The sequence below is a fragment of the uncultured Williamsia sp. genome, from assembly GCF_947494875.1.
GTDB lineage: Bacteria > Actinomycetota > Actinomycetes > Mycobacteriales > Mycobacteriaceae > Williamsia_A.
This window is the reverse complement of record NZ_CANLWM010000002.1, coordinates 613,420-632,999: the sequence shown is the minus strand read 5'-3', so window position 1 is coordinate 632,999 and position 19,580 is coordinate 613,420. Positions and strand designations below refer to the sequence as shown.

At 69.2% G+C, this 19,580-nt stretch carries 21 protein-coding genes; 11 read left to right on the top strand and 10 right to left on the bottom strand.

Annotated elements, in window-relative coordinates; all coding sequences use genetic code 11:
• Positions 1–110: 110 nt before the first annotated feature.
• Positions 111–1,709 (bottom strand): fatty-acid--CoA ligase FadD5, encoded by a 1,599-nt coding sequence (fadD5, locus tag Q1A98_RS08130; RefSeq protein ID WP_299571783.1) that lies wholly within the window; start codon positions 1,707–1,709, stop codon positions 111–113.
• 52 nt (positions 1,710–1,761) lie between these two features.
• Positions 1,762–2,439 (bottom strand): class I SAM-dependent methyltransferase, encoded by a 678-nt coding sequence (locus tag Q1A98_RS08125; protein WP_299571781.1) that lies wholly within the window; start codon positions 2,437–2,439, stop codon positions 1,762–1,764.
• A gap of 41 nt (positions 2,440–2,480) precedes the next feature.
• Here Q1A98_RS08125 and Q1A98_RS08120 point away from each other — a divergent pair, with 41 nt between their 5' ends.
• Complete coding sequence (locus tag Q1A98_RS08120) at positions 2,481–3,452, top strand: NADPH:quinone oxidoreductase family protein (RefSeq protein WP_299571779.1); 972 nt, start codon at positions 2,481–2,483, stop codon at positions 3,450–3,452.
• Positions 3,453–3,466: 14 nt separating this feature from the next.
• A complete protein-coding gene (locus tag Q1A98_RS08115; RefSeq protein ID WP_299571778.1) occupies positions 3,467–3,745 on the top strand; it encodes a DUF2277 domain-containing protein in 279 nt (92 codons plus the stop codon).
• Positions 3,746–3,761: 16 nt separating this feature from the next.
• On the opposite strand, the gene Q1A98_RS08110 is transcribed toward Q1A98_RS08115, so the two are convergent.
• The 6 genes from Q1A98_RS08110 to Q1A98_RS08085 are packed head-to-tail and all read right to left on the bottom strand — an operon-like array spanning position 3,762 to position 9,276.
• Positions 3,762–5,015 (bottom strand): cytochrome P450, encoded by a 1,254-nt coding sequence (locus tag Q1A98_RS08110; RefSeq protein WP_299571776.1) that lies wholly within the window; start codon positions 5,013–5,015, stop codon positions 3,762–3,764.
• A 20-nt stretch (positions 5,016–5,035) separates the two neighbouring features.
• A complete protein-coding gene (locus Q1A98_RS08105; RefSeq protein ID WP_299571774.1) occupies positions 5,036–5,674 on the bottom strand; it encodes a PaaI family thioesterase in 639 nt (212 codons plus the stop codon).
• Positions 5,671–6,069: a carboxymuconolactone decarboxylase family protein gene (locus Q1A98_RS08100; protein WP_299571773.1), complete on the bottom strand. Its 399-nt coding sequence runs from the start codon at positions 6,067–6,069 to the stop codon at positions 5,671–5,673. Before Q1A98_RS08100 ends, Q1A98_RS08105 begins: the two co-directional genes overlap by 4 nt.
• Positions 6,066–6,995 (bottom strand): NAD(P)-dependent oxidoreductase, encoded by a 930-nt coding sequence (locus tag Q1A98_RS08095; protein ID WP_299571771.1) that lies wholly within the window; start codon positions 6,993–6,995, stop codon positions 6,066–6,068. Before Q1A98_RS08095 ends, Q1A98_RS08100 begins: the two co-directional genes overlap by 4 nt.
• Positions 6,992–7,729 (bottom strand): SDR family oxidoreductase, encoded by a 738-nt coding sequence (locus Q1A98_RS08090; RefSeq protein WP_299571770.1) that lies wholly within the window; start codon positions 7,727–7,729, stop codon positions 6,992–6,994. Before Q1A98_RS08090 ends, Q1A98_RS08095 begins: the two co-directional genes overlap by 4 nt.
• 44 nt (positions 7,730–7,773) lie before the next feature.
• Positions 7,774–9,276, bottom strand: a complete 1,503-nt coding sequence (locus tag Q1A98_RS08085; protein WP_299571768.1) for an aldehyde dehydrogenase — start codon at positions 9,274–9,276, stop codon at positions 7,774–7,776.
• A gap of 64 nt (positions 9,277–9,340) precedes the next feature.
• On the opposite strand from Q1A98_RS08085, the gene Q1A98_RS08080 reads away from it, so the two are divergent.
• From Q1A98_RS08080 to Q1A98_RS08040, 9 genes are read left to right on the top strand one after another with little or no spacing between them, the layout of a single operon-like run.
• A complete protein-coding gene (locus Q1A98_RS08080) occupies positions 9,341–9,928 on the top strand; it encodes a TetR/AcrR family transcriptional regulator (protein WP_299571766.1) in 588 nt (195 codons plus the stop codon).
• Positions 9,929–9,960: 32 nt separating this feature from the next.
• Positions 9,961–11,172: a cytochrome P450 gene (locus tag Q1A98_RS08075; protein ID WP_299571871.1), complete on the top strand. Its 1,212-nt coding sequence runs from the start codon at positions 9,961–9,963 to the stop codon at positions 11,170–11,172.
• The gene (locus Q1A98_RS08070) at positions 11,172–11,984 is read left to right on the top strand and encodes an SDR family oxidoreductase (RefSeq protein ID WP_299571762.1); all 813 of its coding nucleotides are present in this window, start codon (positions 11,172–11,174) and stop codon (positions 11,982–11,984) included. Before Q1A98_RS08075 ends, Q1A98_RS08070 begins: the two co-directional genes overlap by 1 nt.
• Positions 11,981–13,336: a cytochrome P450 gene (locus tag Q1A98_RS08065; protein WP_299571760.1), complete on the top strand. Its 1,356-nt coding sequence runs from the start codon at positions 11,981–11,983 to the stop codon at positions 13,334–13,336. Before Q1A98_RS08070 ends, Q1A98_RS08065 begins: the two co-directional genes overlap by 4 nt.
• Positions 13,333–13,527 carry a ferredoxin gene (locus Q1A98_RS08060; protein ID WP_299571759.1) on the top strand — a complete coding sequence of 65 codons (195 nt, stop codon included), beginning with the start codon at positions 13,333–13,335 and terminating at the stop codon, positions 13,525–13,527. Before Q1A98_RS08065 ends, Q1A98_RS08060 begins: the two co-directional genes overlap by 4 nt.
• Before the next feature lie 39 nt (positions 13,528–13,566).
• Positions 13,567–14,118 (top strand): nuclear transport factor 2 family protein, encoded by a 552-nt coding sequence (locus Q1A98_RS08055; RefSeq protein WP_299571758.1) that lies wholly within the window; start codon positions 13,567–13,569, stop codon positions 14,116–14,118.
• 4 nt (positions 14,119–14,122) lie between these two features.
• Positions 14,123–15,376 (top strand): hypothetical protein, encoded by a 1,254-nt coding sequence (locus Q1A98_RS08050; protein ID WP_299571756.1) that lies wholly within the window; start codon positions 14,123–14,125, stop codon positions 15,374–15,376.
• 10 nt (positions 15,377–15,386) lie between these two features.
• Positions 15,387–17,015, top strand: coding sequence for an AMP-binding protein (locus Q1A98_RS08045; protein WP_299571754.1), 1,629 nt, complete (start codon positions 15,387–15,389; stop codon positions 17,013–17,015).
• The gene (locus Q1A98_RS08040) at positions 17,012–17,905 is read left to right on the top strand and encodes an SDR family oxidoreductase (protein WP_299571751.1); all 894 of its coding nucleotides are present in this window, start codon (positions 17,012–17,014) and stop codon (positions 17,903–17,905) included. The genes Q1A98_RS08045 and Q1A98_RS08040 overlap by 4 nt, the downstream gene beginning before the upstream one ends.
• Before the next feature lie 19 nt (positions 17,906–17,924).
• Here Q1A98_RS08040 and Q1A98_RS08035 read toward each other — a convergent pair whose 3' ends face one another.
• Together Q1A98_RS08035 and Q1A98_RS08030 are read right to left on the bottom strand one after the other, a co-directional pair.
• Entirely contained in the window at positions 17,925–18,368 is a 444-nt protein-coding gene (locus Q1A98_RS08035) for a nuclear transport factor 2 family protein (RefSeq protein ID WP_299571748.1), read from the bottom strand.
• The gene (locus Q1A98_RS08030) at positions 18,368–19,555 is read right to left on the bottom strand and encodes a cytochrome P450 (protein ID WP_299571746.1); all 1,188 of its coding nucleotides are present in this window, start codon (positions 19,553–19,555) and stop codon (positions 18,368–18,370) included. Before Q1A98_RS08030 ends, Q1A98_RS08035 begins: the two co-directional genes overlap by 1 nt.
• Positions 19,556–19,580 lie beyond the last annotated feature (25 nt).

Genomic DNA, 19,580 nt, shown 5'->3' with positions numbered 1-19,580 from the left:
TCCTCGGCGCGGCGCACCCGTGTAGTCGGGCGAAGGCCACCCGGTGGCACGTCCCCGACTCGGTGAGATCCCTCACGCGCACGAGACGGACCGGGCCGACGTCGCGCAGATCATCCCGCGGTGCGCAGCCGGCCCTTGTTCACCTTGCCGGCGGGGTTCCGCGGCAGTTCGTCGACGACGACGACGTCGGCGGGATGTTTGTAGCGGGCGAGACGGTCGTCGAGGAACGACCGGAGATCGGCGACGGTCGGCGCCGACGAGTCGGGATGGACCGCGACGACAGCCACGGCGACCTCGCCCCACCGGTCGTCGGGCCGGCCGATGACGGCCACCTCCCGGATCGAGGGGTGCGCGGCGAGGGCGTTCTCCACCTCGACGCAGTAGATGTTCTCCCCGCCGGAGATGATCATGTCCTTCGCCCGGTCGACGACGTAGACGAAGCCCTCGTCGTCGAGGCGGACGAGGTCCCCGGAGTGGAACCAGCCACCCGAGAACGCCTCTGCGGTCGCGTCGGGGCGGTTCCAGTACCCGCTCATCAGGTTCGGTCCGCGGTAGACGATCTCCCCGACCTCGCCGGGCGCGACGTCGTTCATGTCGGGGTCGACGACGCGGGCGGCAATGGTCCGCAGTGGTCGCCCGACCGACCCGATCTTGCGGTGGGTGTCCTCGCCCGTCAGCGCGCACGTCACCGGCGACATCTCCGTCTGCCCGAAGACCGCGCAGATGGTGGAGTCGGGGAACGTCTCGGCCATCGACGCGAGCAGGGTGCCCGACGCCGGGGCCGCACCCCACCACAGGAACCTGAGCGCGAGATCCCGCGGGCGGGCGCGCTGCTCTGCGATGACCGCCTGCCACTGCGCCGGCACCATGAACATCGTCGTGATGCCCTCGCGGGCCATCACGTCGAGCGTCGCCGCCGGGTCGAACTGCCGGAGCGGGAACAGGATCGTGCCGACACCGTCGAGAAGGCATGTGGAGAGGACGCCGAGCGCGGCGATGTGGAAGACCGGTACCGCTATCGCCGAGACGGCCTCGTGGTCGACCACACCCGGGGCGACCATGTTGTGCATCGCCTGCGCCTGCAGGTTGATGTGTGTCAGCACAGCGCCTTTGGGGCGCCCGGTGGTGCCGGAGGTGTACATGATGGCGGCCGGCGTCGTCTCCGGGACGTCGACCGGGCGCAGCGTGCGGTCCTCGGCGATCAGCGCCTCGTAGTCCAGCGCCGTGTCCCGCCCGCCGTCGAGACGGATGCGCAGATCGGTGGCGCCGCCGGGGAGTTGCACCACCGCGTCGACGAGGGCGTCGAAGGCGGGCTCGTGCACGATCGCCCGGGCGGCGGTGTCGGTGACGAGGTGCAGCACCTCCGGCGGGGCCATCCGGAAGTTCACCGGCACGACGATCGCGCCGAGCGCGTTGACGGCGAGCACGGTCTCGAAGAACTCGACGCGGTTGAGGGTGAGGACCAGGACGCGGTCACCGAAGCCGACGCCGCGGTCGTCGAGCGCCGCCGCGAGGCGGCTCATCCGGGACTCGAGTCCACGCCAGGTGGTGCTGTGCCCCTCGTGGCGGATCGCGAACTCGTCGGGCCGCATGATCGCGTGCATCCGCACCTGGTTGACCCAGGTGTGCCGCTGCGAGATCAGGGGTTCGGTGTCGCGGGGGAAGGGCTGCGCGGCGGTGGCGGGGGAGCTGTCCGTGACCGAGGTCATGGTCGGACGGTAGTGCCGGTGGCAGCGCGCCGAAGCGGGTTCGAGGAACCTCTCAGGCGGCCGGCCGCACCCGCTGCAGCACCCGCAGCGACCCGTGGGCACCGACCTCGGTGAACTCGCCGGACGCGAGGGCCTTCTCGTAGATCTCGAACGGCGGCCGACCCCCGTCGGCCGGGTCGGGGAAGACGTCGTGGATGAGCAGCGCCCCGCCGGGCCGCACCCACGGTGCCCACGCCGCGAGATCGGCCTGCGCCGCCTCGGAGCTGTGGCCGCCGTCGATGAACACGAAATCCGCGGGCTTGCCCCACACCTGCGCCGCCGTCGTCGACGCCGTGAGCATCCCGATGACCGTCTGCTCGAGACCGGCGTCGAACATCGTCCGTCGGAACCGGGCCGAGGTGTCGAGCGTGCCGGTGTGCGGGTCGACGAGGTCGGTGTCGTGATACTCCCAGCCGGGCTGGTGCTCCTCGGAGCCGCGGTGGTGGTCGATGGTCACGACGAGCGCGCCGAGCGGCGCGGCGGCGGCCCCGAGCCACACCGTGGACTTTCCGCAGTAGGTCCCGATCTCCACGCCGAACCCGACGGCGTCCGGTGCCGAGAGGTACTCCGTCGCGACCGTGTGCAGCGCCGCGGCCTCGTCGACCGGCATGAAACCGGGGGCCTCGTCGAACGCCCGTTGCTGGGTCTCGGACAGGAGGGTGGCAGGGGCGTCGGCGCCGGTCGCACTCATCACGCGATCCTATCGGTCGGCGCCCGCGTAGCGTGACCGGCGTGAAAGCGCAGATCCTCACCGCCGAGACCGGTCCCGCCGCCCTGGAACTCCGCGACGTCGACGACCCGACCCCGACCGACGAGCAGCTCCTGGTCGACATCCGTTCCTGCGGGGTGTGTTTCCCCGACCTGCTGATGTCGCGGGGCGAGTACCAGATGCGCGTCCCGGTGCCGTTCACGCCGGGCACCGAGGTCGCGGGTGTGGTCGCGTCGGCGCCGGAGTCGTCGCGGTACTCGGCGGGTGACCGGGTCGTCGTCACCTCACTGGTGGGCGGGTTCGCCGAGCGTGTGGCCGCGGTGGACGGTCAGATCCTCCCGCTGCCCGACGAGCTGTCGTTCGACGAGGGCGCGGCGCTCGGCATCAACTTCCAGACCGCCCTGTTCGCGCTGGACACGCGTGCCCATCTGCAGCCCGGCGAGACCGTCGGCGTGCTCGGGGCCGCCGGCGGTGTGGGTGTCGCGACGATCGCCGTGGCCAAGGCGCTCGGCGCGCGGGTCATCGCGATCGTGCACCGCGACGGCGCCGAGGAGATGCTGCGCGAGGTCGGTGCCGACGAGGTGGTGCCGCTGCGCGAGGGGTGGGGTGCTCGCATCAAGGAGCTCACCGGGTCGGGTCTCGACGTCCTCGTCGATCCCGTCGGCGGCGAGGTGTTCGACGAGGCGCTGCGTCAGGTCGCGCCCGACGGCCGGTTCGTCGTCGTCGGTTTCGCGGCGGGTGGCATCCCGACGGTGAAGCTGAACCGCGTGCTGTTCCGCAACATCTCCGTCGTGGGAGCGGCCTGGGGTGAGTACGTCCGCACCCACCCCGACCTACCGGCCCAGCTGCACGAACGGCTGACCGCGATGGTCGCCGAGAAGGGTCTGCGACCGCCGGTGAACGTCACCTACCCGCTGTCCGATCTGTCGCAGGCATTGCAGGACCTGGCCGACGGGAAGATCCTGGGCAAGGCAGTGATCCACATCAGCGACTGACACCGGGAGCCCTCATGTGCCGCAACATCACCGAGCTGCGCGGACTGGAACCGCCCGCGACCCCCGTCGAGATCGAGGCCGCGGCGCGGCAGTACATCCGCAAGGTCAGCGGCGTCCAGAAGACATCGGCCGCCAACGCGGAGGCCTTCGAGAAGGCCGTCGCCGCGGTCACCGAGATCACCCGCGATCTCCTGTCGGTCCTCCCCGAGCGCCGGCAACCGCCGAAGACGGTGCCGCCCCTGCGGCGCCCCGAGGTGCAGGCGCGGATCGCCGCCCGTGCGGGAAAAGCCTGAGGGCCGACCAGGTGGTCTACCGCCCGTAGGAGACCTGCAGGTCCTTCACCCCGTTGATCCATCCGGACCGCAGGCGCTGCGGTTCGGCGACCTTGCTGATGTCGGGTGCGAGGTCGGCGATCGCGCCGAACATGAGGTCGATCTCCATCCGGGCGAGGTTGGCGCCGATGCAGTAGTGCGCGCCACTCCCGCCGAACGACAGGTGCGGGTTGGGGTTCCGGCTGATGTCGAACCGGTGCGGGTCGACGAACACGTCCTCGTCGAAGTTGGCCGACGAGTAGAACATCCCGACACGCTGCCCGGCCTTCACCGTGACGTCGCCGAGCTCGATGTCGCGGACCGCTGTGCGCTGGAAGCAGTGCACCGGGGTCGCCCAGCGGATGATCTCGTCGACCGCGGTCGACGGCCGGTCGCGCCGGAACAGCTCCCACTGATCCGGGTTGTCGAGGAACGCGTTCATCCCGAGGCTGATCGCGTTGCGCGTGGTCTCGTTGCCCGCGACCGCGAGCAGCACGACGAAGAACCCGAACTCGATCTCCGTCATCGCCTCCGCGCCGTCGGGGCCGCCCTCGGCGTGGACGAGCGTCGAGACGATGTCGTCGGTCGGTGTGGCCCTCCGGTCCTCGGCCATCGTGTACGCGTACCCCATCAACTGCGCGTTCGCCTCGGCCGGATCCACCCCGGCGAACTCGGGGTCGTCGGTGTTCATCACGGCGTTGCTCCAGGCGAACAGCTTCTCGCGGTCGGCCTCGGGGACACCGATCAGGTCGGCGATCGCCGACAGCGGCAGGTCGACGGCGACGTCGTGCACGAAGTTGCCGGTGCCGGCGGCGACCGCCTTCCCGACGATCGCCCGCGCGCGCTCGGCGAGGATCTCGTGCAGCGCGTTCACCGCGCGGGGCGTGAAGAGCCGCGACACCACCTTCCGGAGTCGCGTGTGCTCGGGCGGATCGTGGTTGATCAGAAGCGCTTTGGTGTACTCGAGCAGCTCGGGTGTCATCACGTCCGGCACCCGCATGACGGCGCCCTGGGTGTTGTTCGACCAGTCGACACTGTTCTTCGAGATCGCCCGGATGTCGGCGTGCCGCGTGACGACCCAGTAGCCGTCGTCCTGGAACGGGGTGCTGCCGGGTTCCTGGTCGATCCAGAAGATCTTCCCCGTCGCCCGCATCTGCGCGAGTTCGTCGACGGGCAGGCCCTGTTCGAGGAGTCCGGGATCGGTGAGATCCCAGCCGGCGCCGAACGGGCACCGCGTGGGTAGATCGGTCACGAGGGTTCCTTTCTGGGGGATCAGGTCGCGGTGGGCTCGGTCGGCCGGGCCCAGCGGGGGATGACGAAGACCGCGTCTGCCTCCACGCAGACGTCGTCGCCGGAGGAGAGCGTTCCGCTCACGAACTTCTTGGGGCCGCTGATGCGGTCGGTCCGGGCGCGCAGATGCACCGTGCCCAACGGCGCTGCGGCGACATATCGGAGCGTGATGCTGCCCGTGAACGACGGCGTCCCGTCCGCGCCGGCCGCCTCACCCAGCAGATGGTCGAGCAGCAGGGCGCTGACGCCGCCGTGGACGAGGCCGGGCGGCCCCTCGTAGGCGGCTCCGAGATTCACCTCGGAGCACCGCGAGCCGTCGTCCGCGACGTCCACCCGCATGGGAGGCGCGACGGCGTTGCGCACACCCACGGCGGGGTTGCCCCAGGGCATCCCCGTCCGTGTCCGCGTGTACTCGACGCCGTACGGGCCGTCGCGCTGTACGCGACGCAGCCGCTCCGTGACCGCTCGGACGGATTCGGCGGCGTCGGCGATCTCCGAGTCCGGCACCTCGGTCCGGATGACGGCGTCGAGGAGGTCCCGCACGGCGTCGGTGAGCGGTTCGACGACCTCGCGACGCCGGGTCATCTCGGCGTCGTCGATGTCCACGAACCGGAAGCTCACGAGTCCTTCTTCTCGGCGTCCCGCAGTTTCCTCCGGTGGTCGGATATCGCCTTGCCGACCGCGAACTCGACCTTCGTGCCCAGCGGCCACCCGATGTAATAGGTGAGGAAGAGGGCGATCTCGCGCAACTGGTCCGCGTCGACCTCGCCGTTGGAGAGCGCGGCCCCGGCCTGCAGGGCGACCACGTCGTCGAGGCCCGCCGCACCGAGCGCACCGAACAGCAGCAGTCGGCGGTCGCGGTCACTGAGGCCCTCGCGGGTCCACACCTCGCCGAAGAGCTGGTCGGCGGTGTGGGCGAACTGGTCGCCGGGCCCGTCGCTGACGTCGAACCCGTAGACCTCGGACATGCGCGCGAGCCCCCGTGCGCGACGCTCCTGCGGTGTGGGGTCGGTCATGTCGGCGACTCCTCGGTGCTCTCCGCGCGGGCTGTGGTCGCGATGGGCCCGGGTCCGATGCCCAGCGCGTCGCCGATGCCGTCGAGGGCGATACGCCCCATCGGGAGGTCGACGCCGAGCTGCTCGGCGAGCTGCAGGGCCAGCGAGACATCCTTCTCGGCGAGTCCCCGCGTGTGTTCGAAGTACGGGACCAGGAAGTCGTCGGCGGCCATCGGTGCTGCGGTGTCGCGCACAATGATCGCGCTCACCCCTCCGGTGATGGAGTCCGTCTGCCGGACGACCTTGCCCAGCTTCTTCACGCTGATCCCCGCGGCCTCGGCGAGGCGGGAGGCCTCGGCGGCGGCGGTGAACGAGATGAAGTGCAACAGGTTGCGCGCCAGCTTCATCCGGGTTCCCTGGCCGACCTCGCCGGCGTACATCACCATGTCCGAGGCGAGGGAGAGGACGGGCCTGATGCCATCGAACACGTCGCGATCGGCGCCGACCATGAACACGAGTCGGCCCTGCTCGGCGGCGGACGATCCACCCGACACCGGCGCGTCGACGAACGCGAGTCCATGCTCGGCACAGAGGCGGCCCAGCTCCTCGGCGGTCTCCGGCGAGATCGTCGAGTGCACTGCGACGACAGTGCCGGGGCGGGCGGTCTCCAGGATCCCACCGGGTCCGGCGATGACCGAGCGCACCTGGTCGTCGTCGACGACTGTGATGGACACGAGGGCGGCGTCAGCGGCGACCTCGGCTGCGGACGACACGGCGCGCGCGCCGGCCGCGACGGCCTTCTCGGTCGCCTCGGGCCGCGCGTCGCAGACGACGAGTCCACCGGGCCAGGCCGTGAACCGTTGTGCGATGGGGGCTCCCATGTTGCCCAGTCCGATGAACCCCACCGGGGTGTCGTCGCCGAGGACGACGCGGTCGACGTCGCTCATGAGCGGATGATCTGTCCGCCGTCGACGTTGAGGATCTGACCGGTGATCCACGATGCGTCGTCGGACAGGAGGAACAGCAGGGCGCCGGCCATGTCGTCCGGGGTGCCCATCCGCGAGAGCGGCAGCTTCTTCACCATGTCGTCGACCATGCTGCCCGGCGTCGTCGTCTTGGTCGCCTCGGTGTCGGTGGGTCCCGGCGCGATCGCGTTGACCCGGATGCCCTGACCGCCGAGCTCGGTGGCGAGCTGCTGTGTGAGGCCGTTGATGCCGACCTTGGCCAGACCGTAGAAGCCGCTGTACAGCCATGCGGCGGTGGAGGACTGGTTGACGATGGCCGATCCACGGGACATGTGCGGGTACACCGCGCGGGTGACGTTCAGCGCTCCGTCGAGGTTCACGCTCATGAACTTCTTGTAGTAGTCCCACGGGACGGTGATGAGGAAGTCGAGCTTCATCCCCCCGTAGATGGCCGCGTTGTTGACCAGGTGGTCGATCCGGCCGTGCTGCTCCACGACGGACTTCGCGAGCTGCTCGGCGGACTCGGGATCGGAGACGTCGCAGTGCACGTAGGTCCCGCCGAGGTCGGCCGCGACCTTACCGCCCGCCTCGTCGGCGACATCGGCGACGACGACGCTCGCGCCCTCCGCGGCCAGGCGCCGCGCGTACACCTCACCGATCCCCCCGGCTGCGCCCGTCACGATGACGACCTTGTCGGTGAAACGCTGTTCTGTCACTGGTTGATCTCCTCGATCTGCGGGTGTGGGAAGCGGTTGACGGATCAGGACTTCGGGGTCGCGACGGACTTCGTCTCGAGGTACTCCTCGAACCCGGCGACCCCCATCTCGCGTCCGACGCCCGACGCCTTGTAGCCCCCGAAGGGCACGTCGGCCGAGTACCAGACCCCACCGTTCACACCCATGGTCCCGGTGCGCACACCGTCGACGACGTGCTGGATGCGATCCGGATCGGTCCCGTAGACCATCCCGGACAGGCCATAGGGGGAGTCGTTCGCGATGCGGATCGCGTCGTCGTCCCCGTCGTGCGGGATGACCACCAGGACGGGTCCGAAGATCTCCTCGCGCGCGGCACGAGAGCTGTTGTCCAGTCCCGAGATCAGTGTCGGTTCGATGAAGAACCCCTTCTCGCGCCCGGCGGGGCGTCCGCCCCCGACCTCGACGGTGCCCCCCTCGGCGACCGCGAGGTCGATGTAGGACTGCACGCGGTCGCGCTGCACCGCCGAGATCAGGGGGCCGCACATGGTCCCGGCGTTGCGCGGGTCGTCCGGGACGATGCCGGACATCGCGTCCCGCGCCGCTGTGACGGCCTGGTCGTGGCTCTCGCGCGGCACGAGCAGTCGTGTCGTGATCGCGCAGCCCTGGCCCGCGTGGATCGAGACGGAGATACCTGCCATGGCGCACGCGCCGGCGACGTCGGCGTCGTCGAGCACGATGAACGCCGACTTGCCGCCGAGCTCGAGGAACACCTTCTTGAGGGTGGCCGAGGCCGCCTCCATCACCTTCCGGCCCGTGTCGGTCGAACCGGTGAAGGACACGAGGTCGACGCGGGGGTCGGTGCACAGTTGCGCACCGAGTTGATGATCGGTGGAGGTGACGACGTTCAGGACGCCGGCGGGGATGTCGGTCTCGCGGGCCGCGATCGCACCGACGACCGCCGCGCACCACGGGGTGTCGGGCGCGGGCTTGAGCACGACGGTGCACCCGGCGGCCAGGGCGGGCCCGATCTTGGCGAAGTTGATCTGATGGGGGAAGTTCCACGGGGTGATGGCACCGACGACGCCGACCGCCTCGCGCTGCGTGTACCGCGTGGTCGGCATGCCCATCGGCGACGCCTCGCCGAGGTCGGTCCGCCACGCGTAGCTCTCGGCCAGGTCGGCGAAATACCCGAGGTCGGCGATCGGGCCTTCGAGTTGCGGCCCGCTGGTGAGCATCCTGGGTGCACCCACCTCGGCGATGGTGATGTCGCGGAGTTCCTCGATGTGGCCCTGCAACGCATCTCGGAGCTGCCGGAGACAGCGGGCACGGAACGCGTGGTCCGTCGACCAGGTGGTGGTGTCGAACGCGGTGCGCGCGGCCCCGATGGCGGCGTCCATGTCGTCGGCGGTCGCGTCGGCGGCGTGTCCGACGACCTCCTCGGTGGTCGGGTCGACGACGGGGAACGTGCCACCGGATCCCGGGACGAGGTGGCCGTCGATCAGGAGCGCGGACACCCCGTCGGACACCAGGTCGGTTGACCGCTCGGACTGCTCGGTTGCGGAGGACATGGCCTCGACTCCATTCTGGACACGTGTCTGGACTGGTGCTCAAACGTAGTGCTAGCGTGGGCCCATGTCCAGCCCCTCGTCCCACGAGTCGACGCGCCGTCGATTGACCGACCAGCAGGCCGAGACCGTCCGTCGACTGACCGAGGCAGCGCGAGAAGTCCTGCACGAGGACGGTTTCGAGTCGATGACGGTCCGCATGGTCGCCAAGCGCGCCGGCGTCGCGCCTGCCACCGCCTACACGTACTTCAGCTCCAAGAACCACCTCGTCGCCGAGCTGTTCTGGCGGATGTTGGTGTCGTCGGTCCCCGAGCCCGACCACTCTCTCGACATCACCGAGCGTGCCGCCGTGGTGCTGCGGGACGTGGCGTTGGTGGTCGCCGGCGAAGAGCAGCTCGCCGGTGCGGTCACGGTCGCACTGCTCGGATCCGATCCGGATGTCGCGCACCTGCGCATCCGGGTGGGCGGCTTCATCCGTGAGCGGCTGGCGTCGGCACTGGGCCTCTCGGTCGACACCGACGACGAGCGCGTCGAGTTGCTCGAGATGCTGTACTCCGGCGCGCTGGTCCGCGCCGGCATGGGGTACCAGACCTACTCCGACATCGCCGACCGTCTGGCCGGAGCGGCGAAGCTGCTGTTGGAGGAGCATCGGTGACCGCGGGCACCGAGGCGGCCGGGGTGCCGGGGATGCAGGACCGGGTCCCGTTCGACCCCTACGACTACGCCTTCCACGACGACCCGTACCCGACGTACACGCGGCTTCGAGCCGAGGCGCCCGTCTTCTACAACAGCGAGCTCGACTTCTGGGCGTTCAGCAAGCACGACGACGTGCGGACGGCTTTCCGCGACGCGCAGCGGCTCTCGAACAGCTGGGGTGTGTCGATGGACCCGTCGGCCTACGGCCCGGACGCCCATCTGTCGATGTCGTTCCTCGCCATGGACGACCCGAAGCACATGCGGATCCGCAAGCTGGTCTCGAAGGGCTTCACGCCCGCACGCGTCAACCATCTCGCGGACCGCGTCAAGCAGATCACCCACCAGCACTGGGACAGGTGTCTGCAGATGGGCGAGTTCGACTACGTCGCCGAATTCGCCGGTCTCCTCCCGATGGACGTCGTCTCGGAGCTGCTGCTCGTCCCCGTCGCCGACCGCGCTCGGCTGCGGGAACTCTCCGATGCGCTGATCCACCGCGACGAGGGCGTGTTCGACGTGCCGGAGGCCGCCGTGTCCGCCTACTTCGAGTTGGTGACGTACTACTCCGAGCTCATCGCCGAGCGCAGAGACGATCTCGGCGACGACCTCGTGTCAGCGTTGATCCGCGCGGAGATCGTCGACGAGGAGACAGGTCAGCCGACGTCGCTCACCGAGGGCGAGATCATCGGCTTCATGATCCTGATGATCGTCGCCGGCAACGAGACGACCACCAAGCTGCTCGCCAACGCGGCCTACTGGGCCTATCGCAACCCCGACGAACTGGCCACGGTGCTGGCCGACAGCGACACGGTCCCGCAGTGGACAGAGGAGACGCTGCGCTACGACAACTCGACGCAGATGGTGTTGCGGCGTGTGATGGAAGACGTCGATTACGGCGGTTACACCATCCCGGCCGGCCAGCGCGTGCTGTTGCTGGTCGGGTCGGCGAACCGCGACGAGGACGTGTTCGACGCCCCGGAGGAGTACCGCATCGGCCGCGACAGCTCGCAGACGCTCACCAGTTTCGGTCTGGGCACGCACTTCTGCCTCGGCGCGCACCTCGCACGCCTCGAGGCGAACGTCGCACTCGCCGAGGTCGTGAAGTCCCTGCGGTCGTTCGACCTCGACCTCGACCGCGCCGAACGCTTCCACTCGATCAACGTCCGCGGATTCGCGGCGTTGCCGATGACGGTGACGGCGCGCTGATGCCACGCTTCGGACCTCACCCCGACCGCCGACCCGTCCTCATCGCCGGCGGGTCATCCGGTATCGGTGCGGCGACCGGTGTGATGCTCGCGGCCGCAGGCTATCCGGTGGCCCTCGGCGCCCGTCGACTCGAGAGATGTCAGGAGTACGTCGACCAGATCGTGGACGCCGGCGGTGAGGCCGTCGCGGTGTCCCTGGATGTCACCGACCCCGCCTCCGTCGACGATTGCGTCCTGAAGGCGGAGGCCGCCCTCGGGGAGATCGAAGTCGTCGTCTCGGGCGCCGGCGACATGTCGCCGGGGCGCACCTACGAGGTGTCGACCGACGAGTTCGCCGCCCAGGTGAACATCCACCTGACCGGAGCGCAGCGCCTCTACCGCCGCATCGTCCCCGAGATGATGGCCCGTCTCCGAGGTGATTTCGTCTTCATCTCCTCGGACATCGCCGCCGACACGCGTCCGCACATGGGCTCGTACGCCGCGGCCAAGGCGGGCCTCGAGGCGTTCGCGCACACCGCGCAGATGGAGGTCGAGGGGTCAGGCGTGCGAGTCAGCCTCGTCCGCCCCGGACAGACGCTCACCGGCATGGGGATGAACGTCGATCCCGAGACCACGACCGCGATGCTGACCGATTGGGGCCCTTTCGGTTTCGCCCGCCACGGCAACTTCATGAAGCCGGAGCACCTGGCCACGGCGATCACCGCCGTGGTCGGGATGCCGCGCGGCGCGCACATGCGTCTGGTGGAGGTGGAAGCAGAGGCCCCCCTGCCGCGTACCCCACGTTCTGCGACCGATACAGGAGAGACCCGATGACACTCACGAAGCCGGCACGCGTCTCCGGCGGAGAAGGCGAGCACGGCCACCTCGACGAGTTGGCCACCGATCCCATCGGCCTGTTCTGGCGTGTCCGCGAGGAATGCGGCGACGTCGGGATGTTCCAGCTGGCCGACCGTGAGGTCGTGTTGGTGACCGGTGCGGTGGCCAACGAGGAGTTCTTTCGCGCACCCGAAGAGGATCTGGACCAGGCCGCCGCCTACCCGTTCATGACGCCCGTCTTCGGTGAGGGCGTGGTCTTCGACGCCAGCCCCGAGGAGCGGTCGTCGGCGATCCACAACTCCGCACTGAAGGCCGCGCACATGCAGGGCCACGCGGTGACCATCCCCGAGGAGGTCGAGCGGATCATCGCCGGCTGGGGTGACCGGGGCGAGATCGATCTGCTCGAGTTCTTCTCCGAGCTGACGCTGTACACCTCGTCGTCGTGCCTCATCGGGCGCAAGTTCCGCGAGCAGTTGAGCGGTCACATCGCCCATCTCTTCCACGATCTGGAGAAGGGCACCGATCCGATCGCCTACGTCGACTACCACGCCGACATCGAGAGCTTCCGTAAGCGCGACGAGTCCCGGGCAGAACTCCAGGAGTTCATCCAGGGCATCATGAACGACCGCATCGCCAATCCTCCAAAGAGCAAGGAGGATCGGGACCTCATGGACGTGTTGGTGTCGGTCGGTTTCGACGCCAACACCATCACGGGCATGTTCATCTCGATGATGTTCGCCGGACACCACACGACGTCCGGCACGGCTGCCTGGACCCTCATCGAGTTGCTGCGCAACCCTGACTACATGGCACAGGTCTACGAGGAGCTCGACGAGATCTACGGGGACACCCCCGAGGGTGAGCGCCCGGAGTACACCTTCGCCCACACGCGTCAGATGCCGAAGGTCGAGGCGGCACTGAAGGAATCGCTGCGCCTGCACCCGCCGCTCATCATCCTCATGCGTGTGGTGCAGAACGACATCCACATCGAGGACGTGGAGATCTCCGCCGGTCAGTCGATCGCGGTGTCGCCGGCCATCTCGAACCGGCTGCCCGAGGACTTCCCGGACCCGGACACGTTCGACCCCGATCGGTACCAGAAGCCGCGCCAGGAGGATCTGGCGAACCGATGGACCTGGATCCCGTTCGGCGCGGGTCGCCACCGTTGTGTCGGTGCGCAGTTCGCGATGATGCAACTGAAGGCGATCTTCTCGGTTCTCATGCAGAACTACGAGTTCGAGATGTCGCAGCCGTCGGAGTCCTATCGGAACGACCACTCCAAGATGGTCGTGCAGCTGCAGCAGCCGTGCCGTGTGAAGTACCGTCGTCGTTCCCGGGGGCGGAAGTGACGAGGGTCGAGGTCGACCTCGACATCTGCCAGGGGCACGGGGTCTGTGAGATGGAGGCCCCCGAGGTCTTCAAGGCGCACCGCGACCACGTAAAACTGCTGCAGACCGAGATCGACGAGGCCGCACGCGAGGACGTCGAGCGCGCCGTCACCTACTGCCCGACGGCGGCTCTCCGCCTCGTCGAAGAATGAGATCGCCCCACGACAACGAAGTGAAAGGTGCTTCATCGCATGGCTTTCGATCGCGCTGAGATGGACGAGATGGTCGAACGGTGGTTGCAGGCCAACCGTGACGCCGAGAAGGCCGGGAACTGGCGTCCGCTTGCGGAGTTCTACGCCGAGGACGCGACCTACGGCTGGAACTACGGCCCGAAGGACGACTTCATGGCCGTTGGTCGGGGCGAGATCCGCGACATCGCGATCGGTCTGGAGATGGACGGACTCGACGGCTGGACCTACCCGTACCAGTCCTGGGTGATCGACTCGACGACCGGTGACATGATCGGCTTCTGGAAGCAGATGTACGACGGGTACCGCCCGGACGGCACGCAGTACGGTCTCGAAGGCATCCAGGGGAGCTGGTTCAAGTACGGCGGGAACTTCCAGTTCGCCTGGCAACGCGACTTCTTCGACTACGGCAACGTCATCGCCCTCTTCATGGAGATGATGACGAACGGTGACCTGTCCGAGGGCATGAAGGGCCGCATGGACCGGGTGGCGAACGCGAAGGAACCTCTGCCGGGGTGGTACCCGCTCGGCCAGACCCCGGTCCCGTTCTGGTGACCCGGTGACCTACGGCGAGCTGACGCGGGAGCACCTCGCGATCCTGCTCCCCGAGCTCCTCCTCTCGGGACAGTTGATCGATCGCAGCGGGATGGCCCACGTCATCGGTGCGTTCGGGCGCGAGGAGATGGCCCAGGTCGCGATCGAGGAGTGGATGGCGGCGAGCCCGGTCTACACCGCGCGCATGCGCGCGGCGATGGGCGTCGCCGGGAACACCGTGCCGGACATGTTCAAGTGCCTCCAGCTCGACATCGGTGCGCCGCCTCAGTTCATGGACTTCCGCTACGAGGTCGTCGACGACCACACCGGCAGGTTCGTGCTCGACCACTGCGGCGCACTTCTCGACGTGGAGCCCCTCGGAGACGACTACGTGACGTCGATGTGTCACACCATCGAGGACCCGACGTTCGACGCGACCGCGGTGGCGACCAACAGGAAGGCCCGGATCCGTCCGGTTCACCGGCCCCCGCGCCGTCCCGCGGACCGGACGCCCCACTGCGAGTGGACCGTCACCATCGACGAGAGCCGCGAGGACCTCGAGCTGCCGGAGTACACGGCGGCCATGTTCGACACGGCGGCAGCGTCTCTCGTGCTCTCGGAGATCGATCACGACGAGCCCGGGTGGACCGACTACTCCGGTGACCTGGTCGACGACCTGCAGTTCCGCGACTGGGCCCGGAGCACGTTGGTGCGCACCGCGGAGGAGGTGGCGCTGCAGCACCAGCTCCTGGCGCTCGGGTACATCTGGGCGGTTCGTCGCCGGACAGACGAGGCCGGCGTGGACAAGCTGGTCCGCAAGCAGCTGACCGGCATCTGTGGGCTCGCGGCCGATCGCGTCCGCGCCGCCCTCGACCTCCCCCGCGACGCCGAGGGTCTCGCCCGTCTGTTCGCGCTGCACCCCGTGTTCGGTCCGAGCCAGTACGTCGGCCTCGACGCCGCTGCTTCCGGTGATCGATCGGTGACGGTGCGTGTCCCGCAGAGCGGCCCCGCCGTCGACGATGCGGGATGGGTGACGTTCATCGACCCCGACCATCTCGCGCCGCTCCAGGCGATCGCGACCGCCGTCGACCCGCACTGGCTGATCGACGGCGCGCGCGTCGCGGACGGCGTGCTCGTCGTCGACATCGTCTGGGGTGACGAGGAACTGGCCGAGTCCGGGGAGGTCGCCGTCGCCCGGTTCAGCGGCGGTGCGACGTTCGAGTTCACCGATCGTGGGTCACCGCGACCGCTGATCCCCATCACCCCCGTCGGGACCTAGGAGGTCAGCCGTGGCGCAGAATCTGGCCGACCTCTTCGAGCACGCCGTCGACGCCGTGCCCGACCGCGTCGCGGTCATCGACGCGGGGACGTCGTACACCTTCGCCGCGGTCGAGGACCGTGCGAATCGGATGGCGCGTCTGCTCGCCGAACACGGCGTGGGTGCAGGCGATCACGTCGGCGTGCACATGCACAACGACGTCGACGCGCTCGTCGCGTTCCTGGCGTCCTACAAGGTGCGCGCCGCGGCGGTGAACGTCAACCACCGCTACCGGGTGGAGGAGGCGCGACACGTCTACTCCGACGCCGGGGTGACCGCGGTCGTGACCCAGCCCGACCACGCCGACGTCGCCCACGCGGCGGCGATCGGCGTCGGTGCGACGGTGCTGGTGACCGGACCCGACCTCGATGCCACCCTCGCGTCGTTCCCGTCCGACCGCGCCGCCGTCGAGCGACGCGACGACGACCGGTTCCTCATGTACACCGGCGGTACGACGGGTGCCCCCAAGGGCGTGATCTGGCACCACTCCGACATCTGGCGGGTGCTCGGCGGCGGCATCGACTTCTACTCCGGAGAGCTCCTCGCCGACGAGTGGCAGCAGTCGCGGGCCGCCGCGGAATCCGCGGCCGCCGGTGCGACACAGGGGATGCGGTTCCTCATGCTGCCGCCGCTGATCCATGTGTCCGGCCTGCTGCCGTCGCTGGGGGCGCTGTTCTCCGGCAACACCGTGATGTACGAGCCGCGGTTCGACGCGCCGTCGGTCTGGGATGTCGTGGCCCGACAGGAGGCGAACATCCTGGTGATCACCGGTGACGCCATGGCACTGCCGCTGATCGAGGAACTGCGCCGTCGTGCCGACGACGGCCGCCCGGTCGTGGTGCCGTCGCTGCTGGCGATCAGTTCCGGTGCCGCACTGTTCTCGCCGGCGTTGAAGGCGCAGATGCTGGAACTGCTGCCCACCGCGGCGATCAGCGACTCGATCGGGTCGTCCGAGACCGGATTCGGTGGGATCACCGTGTACTCCGCCGGGGACACCTCGTTCGCGGCCACGGCGTACAGCGGCGGACCGCGGGTGCCCGCCGGGCGCGGCGCGACGGTCATCGACGATGACGGCGCCCCCGTCGAGGCGCCGGGGGAGGGCTGGTTCGCGAAGACCGGGTACCTCCCGGTCGGATACCTCAACGATCCGGAGAAGACCGCGACCATCTTCCGCGACCACGACGGCGTCCGCATGGTCGTGAGCGGGGATCGCGCACGCATCGACTCCGACGGCACGATCACGCTGTTGGGCCGAGGGTCCCAGGTGGTGAACACCGGTGGTGAGAAGGTGTTCGTCGAGGAGGTCGAGGGGCACCTCAAGTCCCATCCGACGGTCGTCGACGCCACGGTCGTCGGTGTCCCCGACGACCGCTTCGGCCATCGCGTGGCCGCCGTCGTGAGTGTCTCCGGACCCGACCCCGACTTCGTCGATCTCGAGTCGCACCTGCGGGACCGGTTGGCCGGGTACAAGATCCCGTGCGCGTACTGGGTCGTCGACGCGGTGGTGCGGACACCCAGCGGCAAACCGGACTACCGCTGGGCCAACGACGTCGCCGCGACGTCGGCGCCGACGCACGACCGACTCCACCCCGCTACGTGACGGACGACCCAGACGTCCTGTCGGGACAGGTGTTCGCCGTCGCCGGGTCCAGTCGCGGTATAGGTGCCGCTCTGGTGGTGCGTCTCGCGGAACTCGGCGCGGCCGTCGTCGTGAACGGCCGCGATCGCTACGTCGTCGAGCAGACCGTGTCGATCGTCCGGGCTGCCGGTGGCCGAGCGGAGCCGGTGGTCGGCAGTGCCTCCGACGCCGCGGTGGCGCACGCGCTGGTGCGCACCGCGGTCGAGTCGTTCGGTCGCCTCGACGGCGTGGCGAACTGTGCGGGAGTCGCAGAGCCACCGGCATCGTCGGTGCTCACGATGGACTCCGAGGTGTTCGCCGACGTCGTCGCGAGCCACCTCACCAGTGCCTTTGAGGTGACGCGCGCCGCGGCGCCCGTCCTCGCCGAGGGTGGTGGCGGATCGATCGTCCTCAGCGGTTCCGCTGCGGCACTGGGCATGTTCGGCGGGTCCGCCTATCCCGCGGCGAAGGCCGGCGTGACGAGCCTCGCGCTCGCGGCGGCCGCGGACCTGCGACACCTCGGGGTGCGCGTGAACGTCGTCATGCCCGGGGCGCGGACGCGGCTGTCGACGGGGGAGGACTACCACCGCCACATCGACGGTCTCCGGGACCGCGGGATCCTCGACGCCGGGACCCACGCCGCCGCAGCAGATCCTGCCCCCGCCGAGTACGTGACGAGCGCGTACGCGTATCTCCTGTCCCGGGCCTCCGCGCCGCTCACCGGCGAGGTGTTCAGCGCCGCAGGGAACTTCCTGGGGCGGTACGCCCCGGCCGAGCTGCAACTGCTGGCCTACGCCGACCACGACGACACCCCACCGATGACACTCGCCCAGGTGGGCGATGCGATGGCGGCGGTGTCCGGACCACGGTGACCGATCACGCGTTCGGCGATCACCCCTGCTCCCGCGGGGCACGGAGATGGCGAGATGTGTCACCGACGTAGGTGACGTCGCCGTAGTCGCGGCTCGCGAAACGCCAGGCGCCGTCGTCGACCGTCATCGCGTCGTGGTGGCGCCCGACCATGACGACGCACGCTCCGTCGGGACCCGCCTGCAGCACGGTGAATTGCGATCGGACCGTGGCGTGGGATCCGTCAGCGACGTCGATGACGGGCTGCGCGATGACATGTCGGGTCCGAGGCGTCCCGTCGGGATGGATCATCACGGCACTCCGCAGGAATTCCTCGACGAAGTCGCGACCGGACCCGATCACCCTGCCCGACACGAGGATCTGCGCCCGGTCGAGCAGCGTGGCGACTCCGCCGAGGTCCCCGGCATCCAGACGACGTGCGTAGTCGTGCAGCAGAGACGTGATGCCCGAGACAGGCGGAGGCACTATGCGCCGACCTGCACCGGCAGGCGTCGGAGACGGCGCACGAGCAGGCTGCGTTCCCAGTCGGGGTCCGCGGTGTCGACGGTGAAGCCGTTCGGGGTGCGGTCGAGAAGATGGTCGATCGCGACCCGACCCTCCAGGCGTGCCAGGGCGGCTCCCACGCACAGGTGCAAGCCTTTGCCGAACGCCATGTGCGAACGACGCGCGGCGGGATCGAGGTCGATCTCGTCGGGTCGGTCGAAGTTCGCGGGGTCGCGGTTCGCCGCACCCCACATGAGGTAGAGATGCGACCCCGCGGGCAGGGCGACGTCCCCGAGGGTGGTGTCGGCGACGACGTGGCGGTAGTGCCCCCGGAACGGCGACTCCAGACGCAGTGCCTCCTCGATGAACACCGGTACGAGATCGCGGTCGTCGCGGATCGCCTGCACCACATCCGGATTGCGTCCCAGGAGGTACACCGCGTTGCCGAGAAGGCTCACCGTCGACTCCGCGCCCGCCGCGACCAGTTGCACCCCGATGATCACCGCGGTGCCCTGGTCGAGGTCCCCGGCGTCGACGAGCCGGGCGAGGTCGCCGAGCACGTTCTCGCCCGGGTTCGCCACGGCGGCGTCGAAGGCCTGCGACAGATACACGGTGAGCTCGCCGACCTCCCTCCTGGCCGACTCGAGCTGGGCCGGGGTGACGACACCGTCGAGCAGGACCGTCGCGGCGAAGGACCATCGCACGAGATCGTCGATGTCGTAGGTGGGGAACCCGAGGAGTTCTGCCACCACGGCCATGGGCAGACGCTGCGCGATGGCGGACATCCAGTCGAGACGGCCGTCGACGACGCCGTCGGACCACAGGCGCTCCAGGGTCTGACTGATGAACGGCTCCAGGGCGCGGACGCGCTTGGCGACCAGAGACGGCATGACCAGGGCACGGTGAGCCTTGTGGTCGGGATCGTCGGCGGTGGCAAGGACATGGATCGGCGAACCGAGCTCGGCGATCGGGTACTCCTCGACCGTCCCGTCCTCGTTCCACACCATCGTCGCCGTGAGGTTCGACGAGAAATTGTCTGTGCGGGCGACCGCGTCGGCCAGCAGATCCCACGCGGTGACGGCGAAGAACGACGAGTCACCGATACGGCTCACGGGTGCGGTCCGGGTGAGCTCGAGGAGTTCGGGGTAGGGATCGGAGAGATCGAACACCCCACCAGAGTGGACCTCGTGGCGC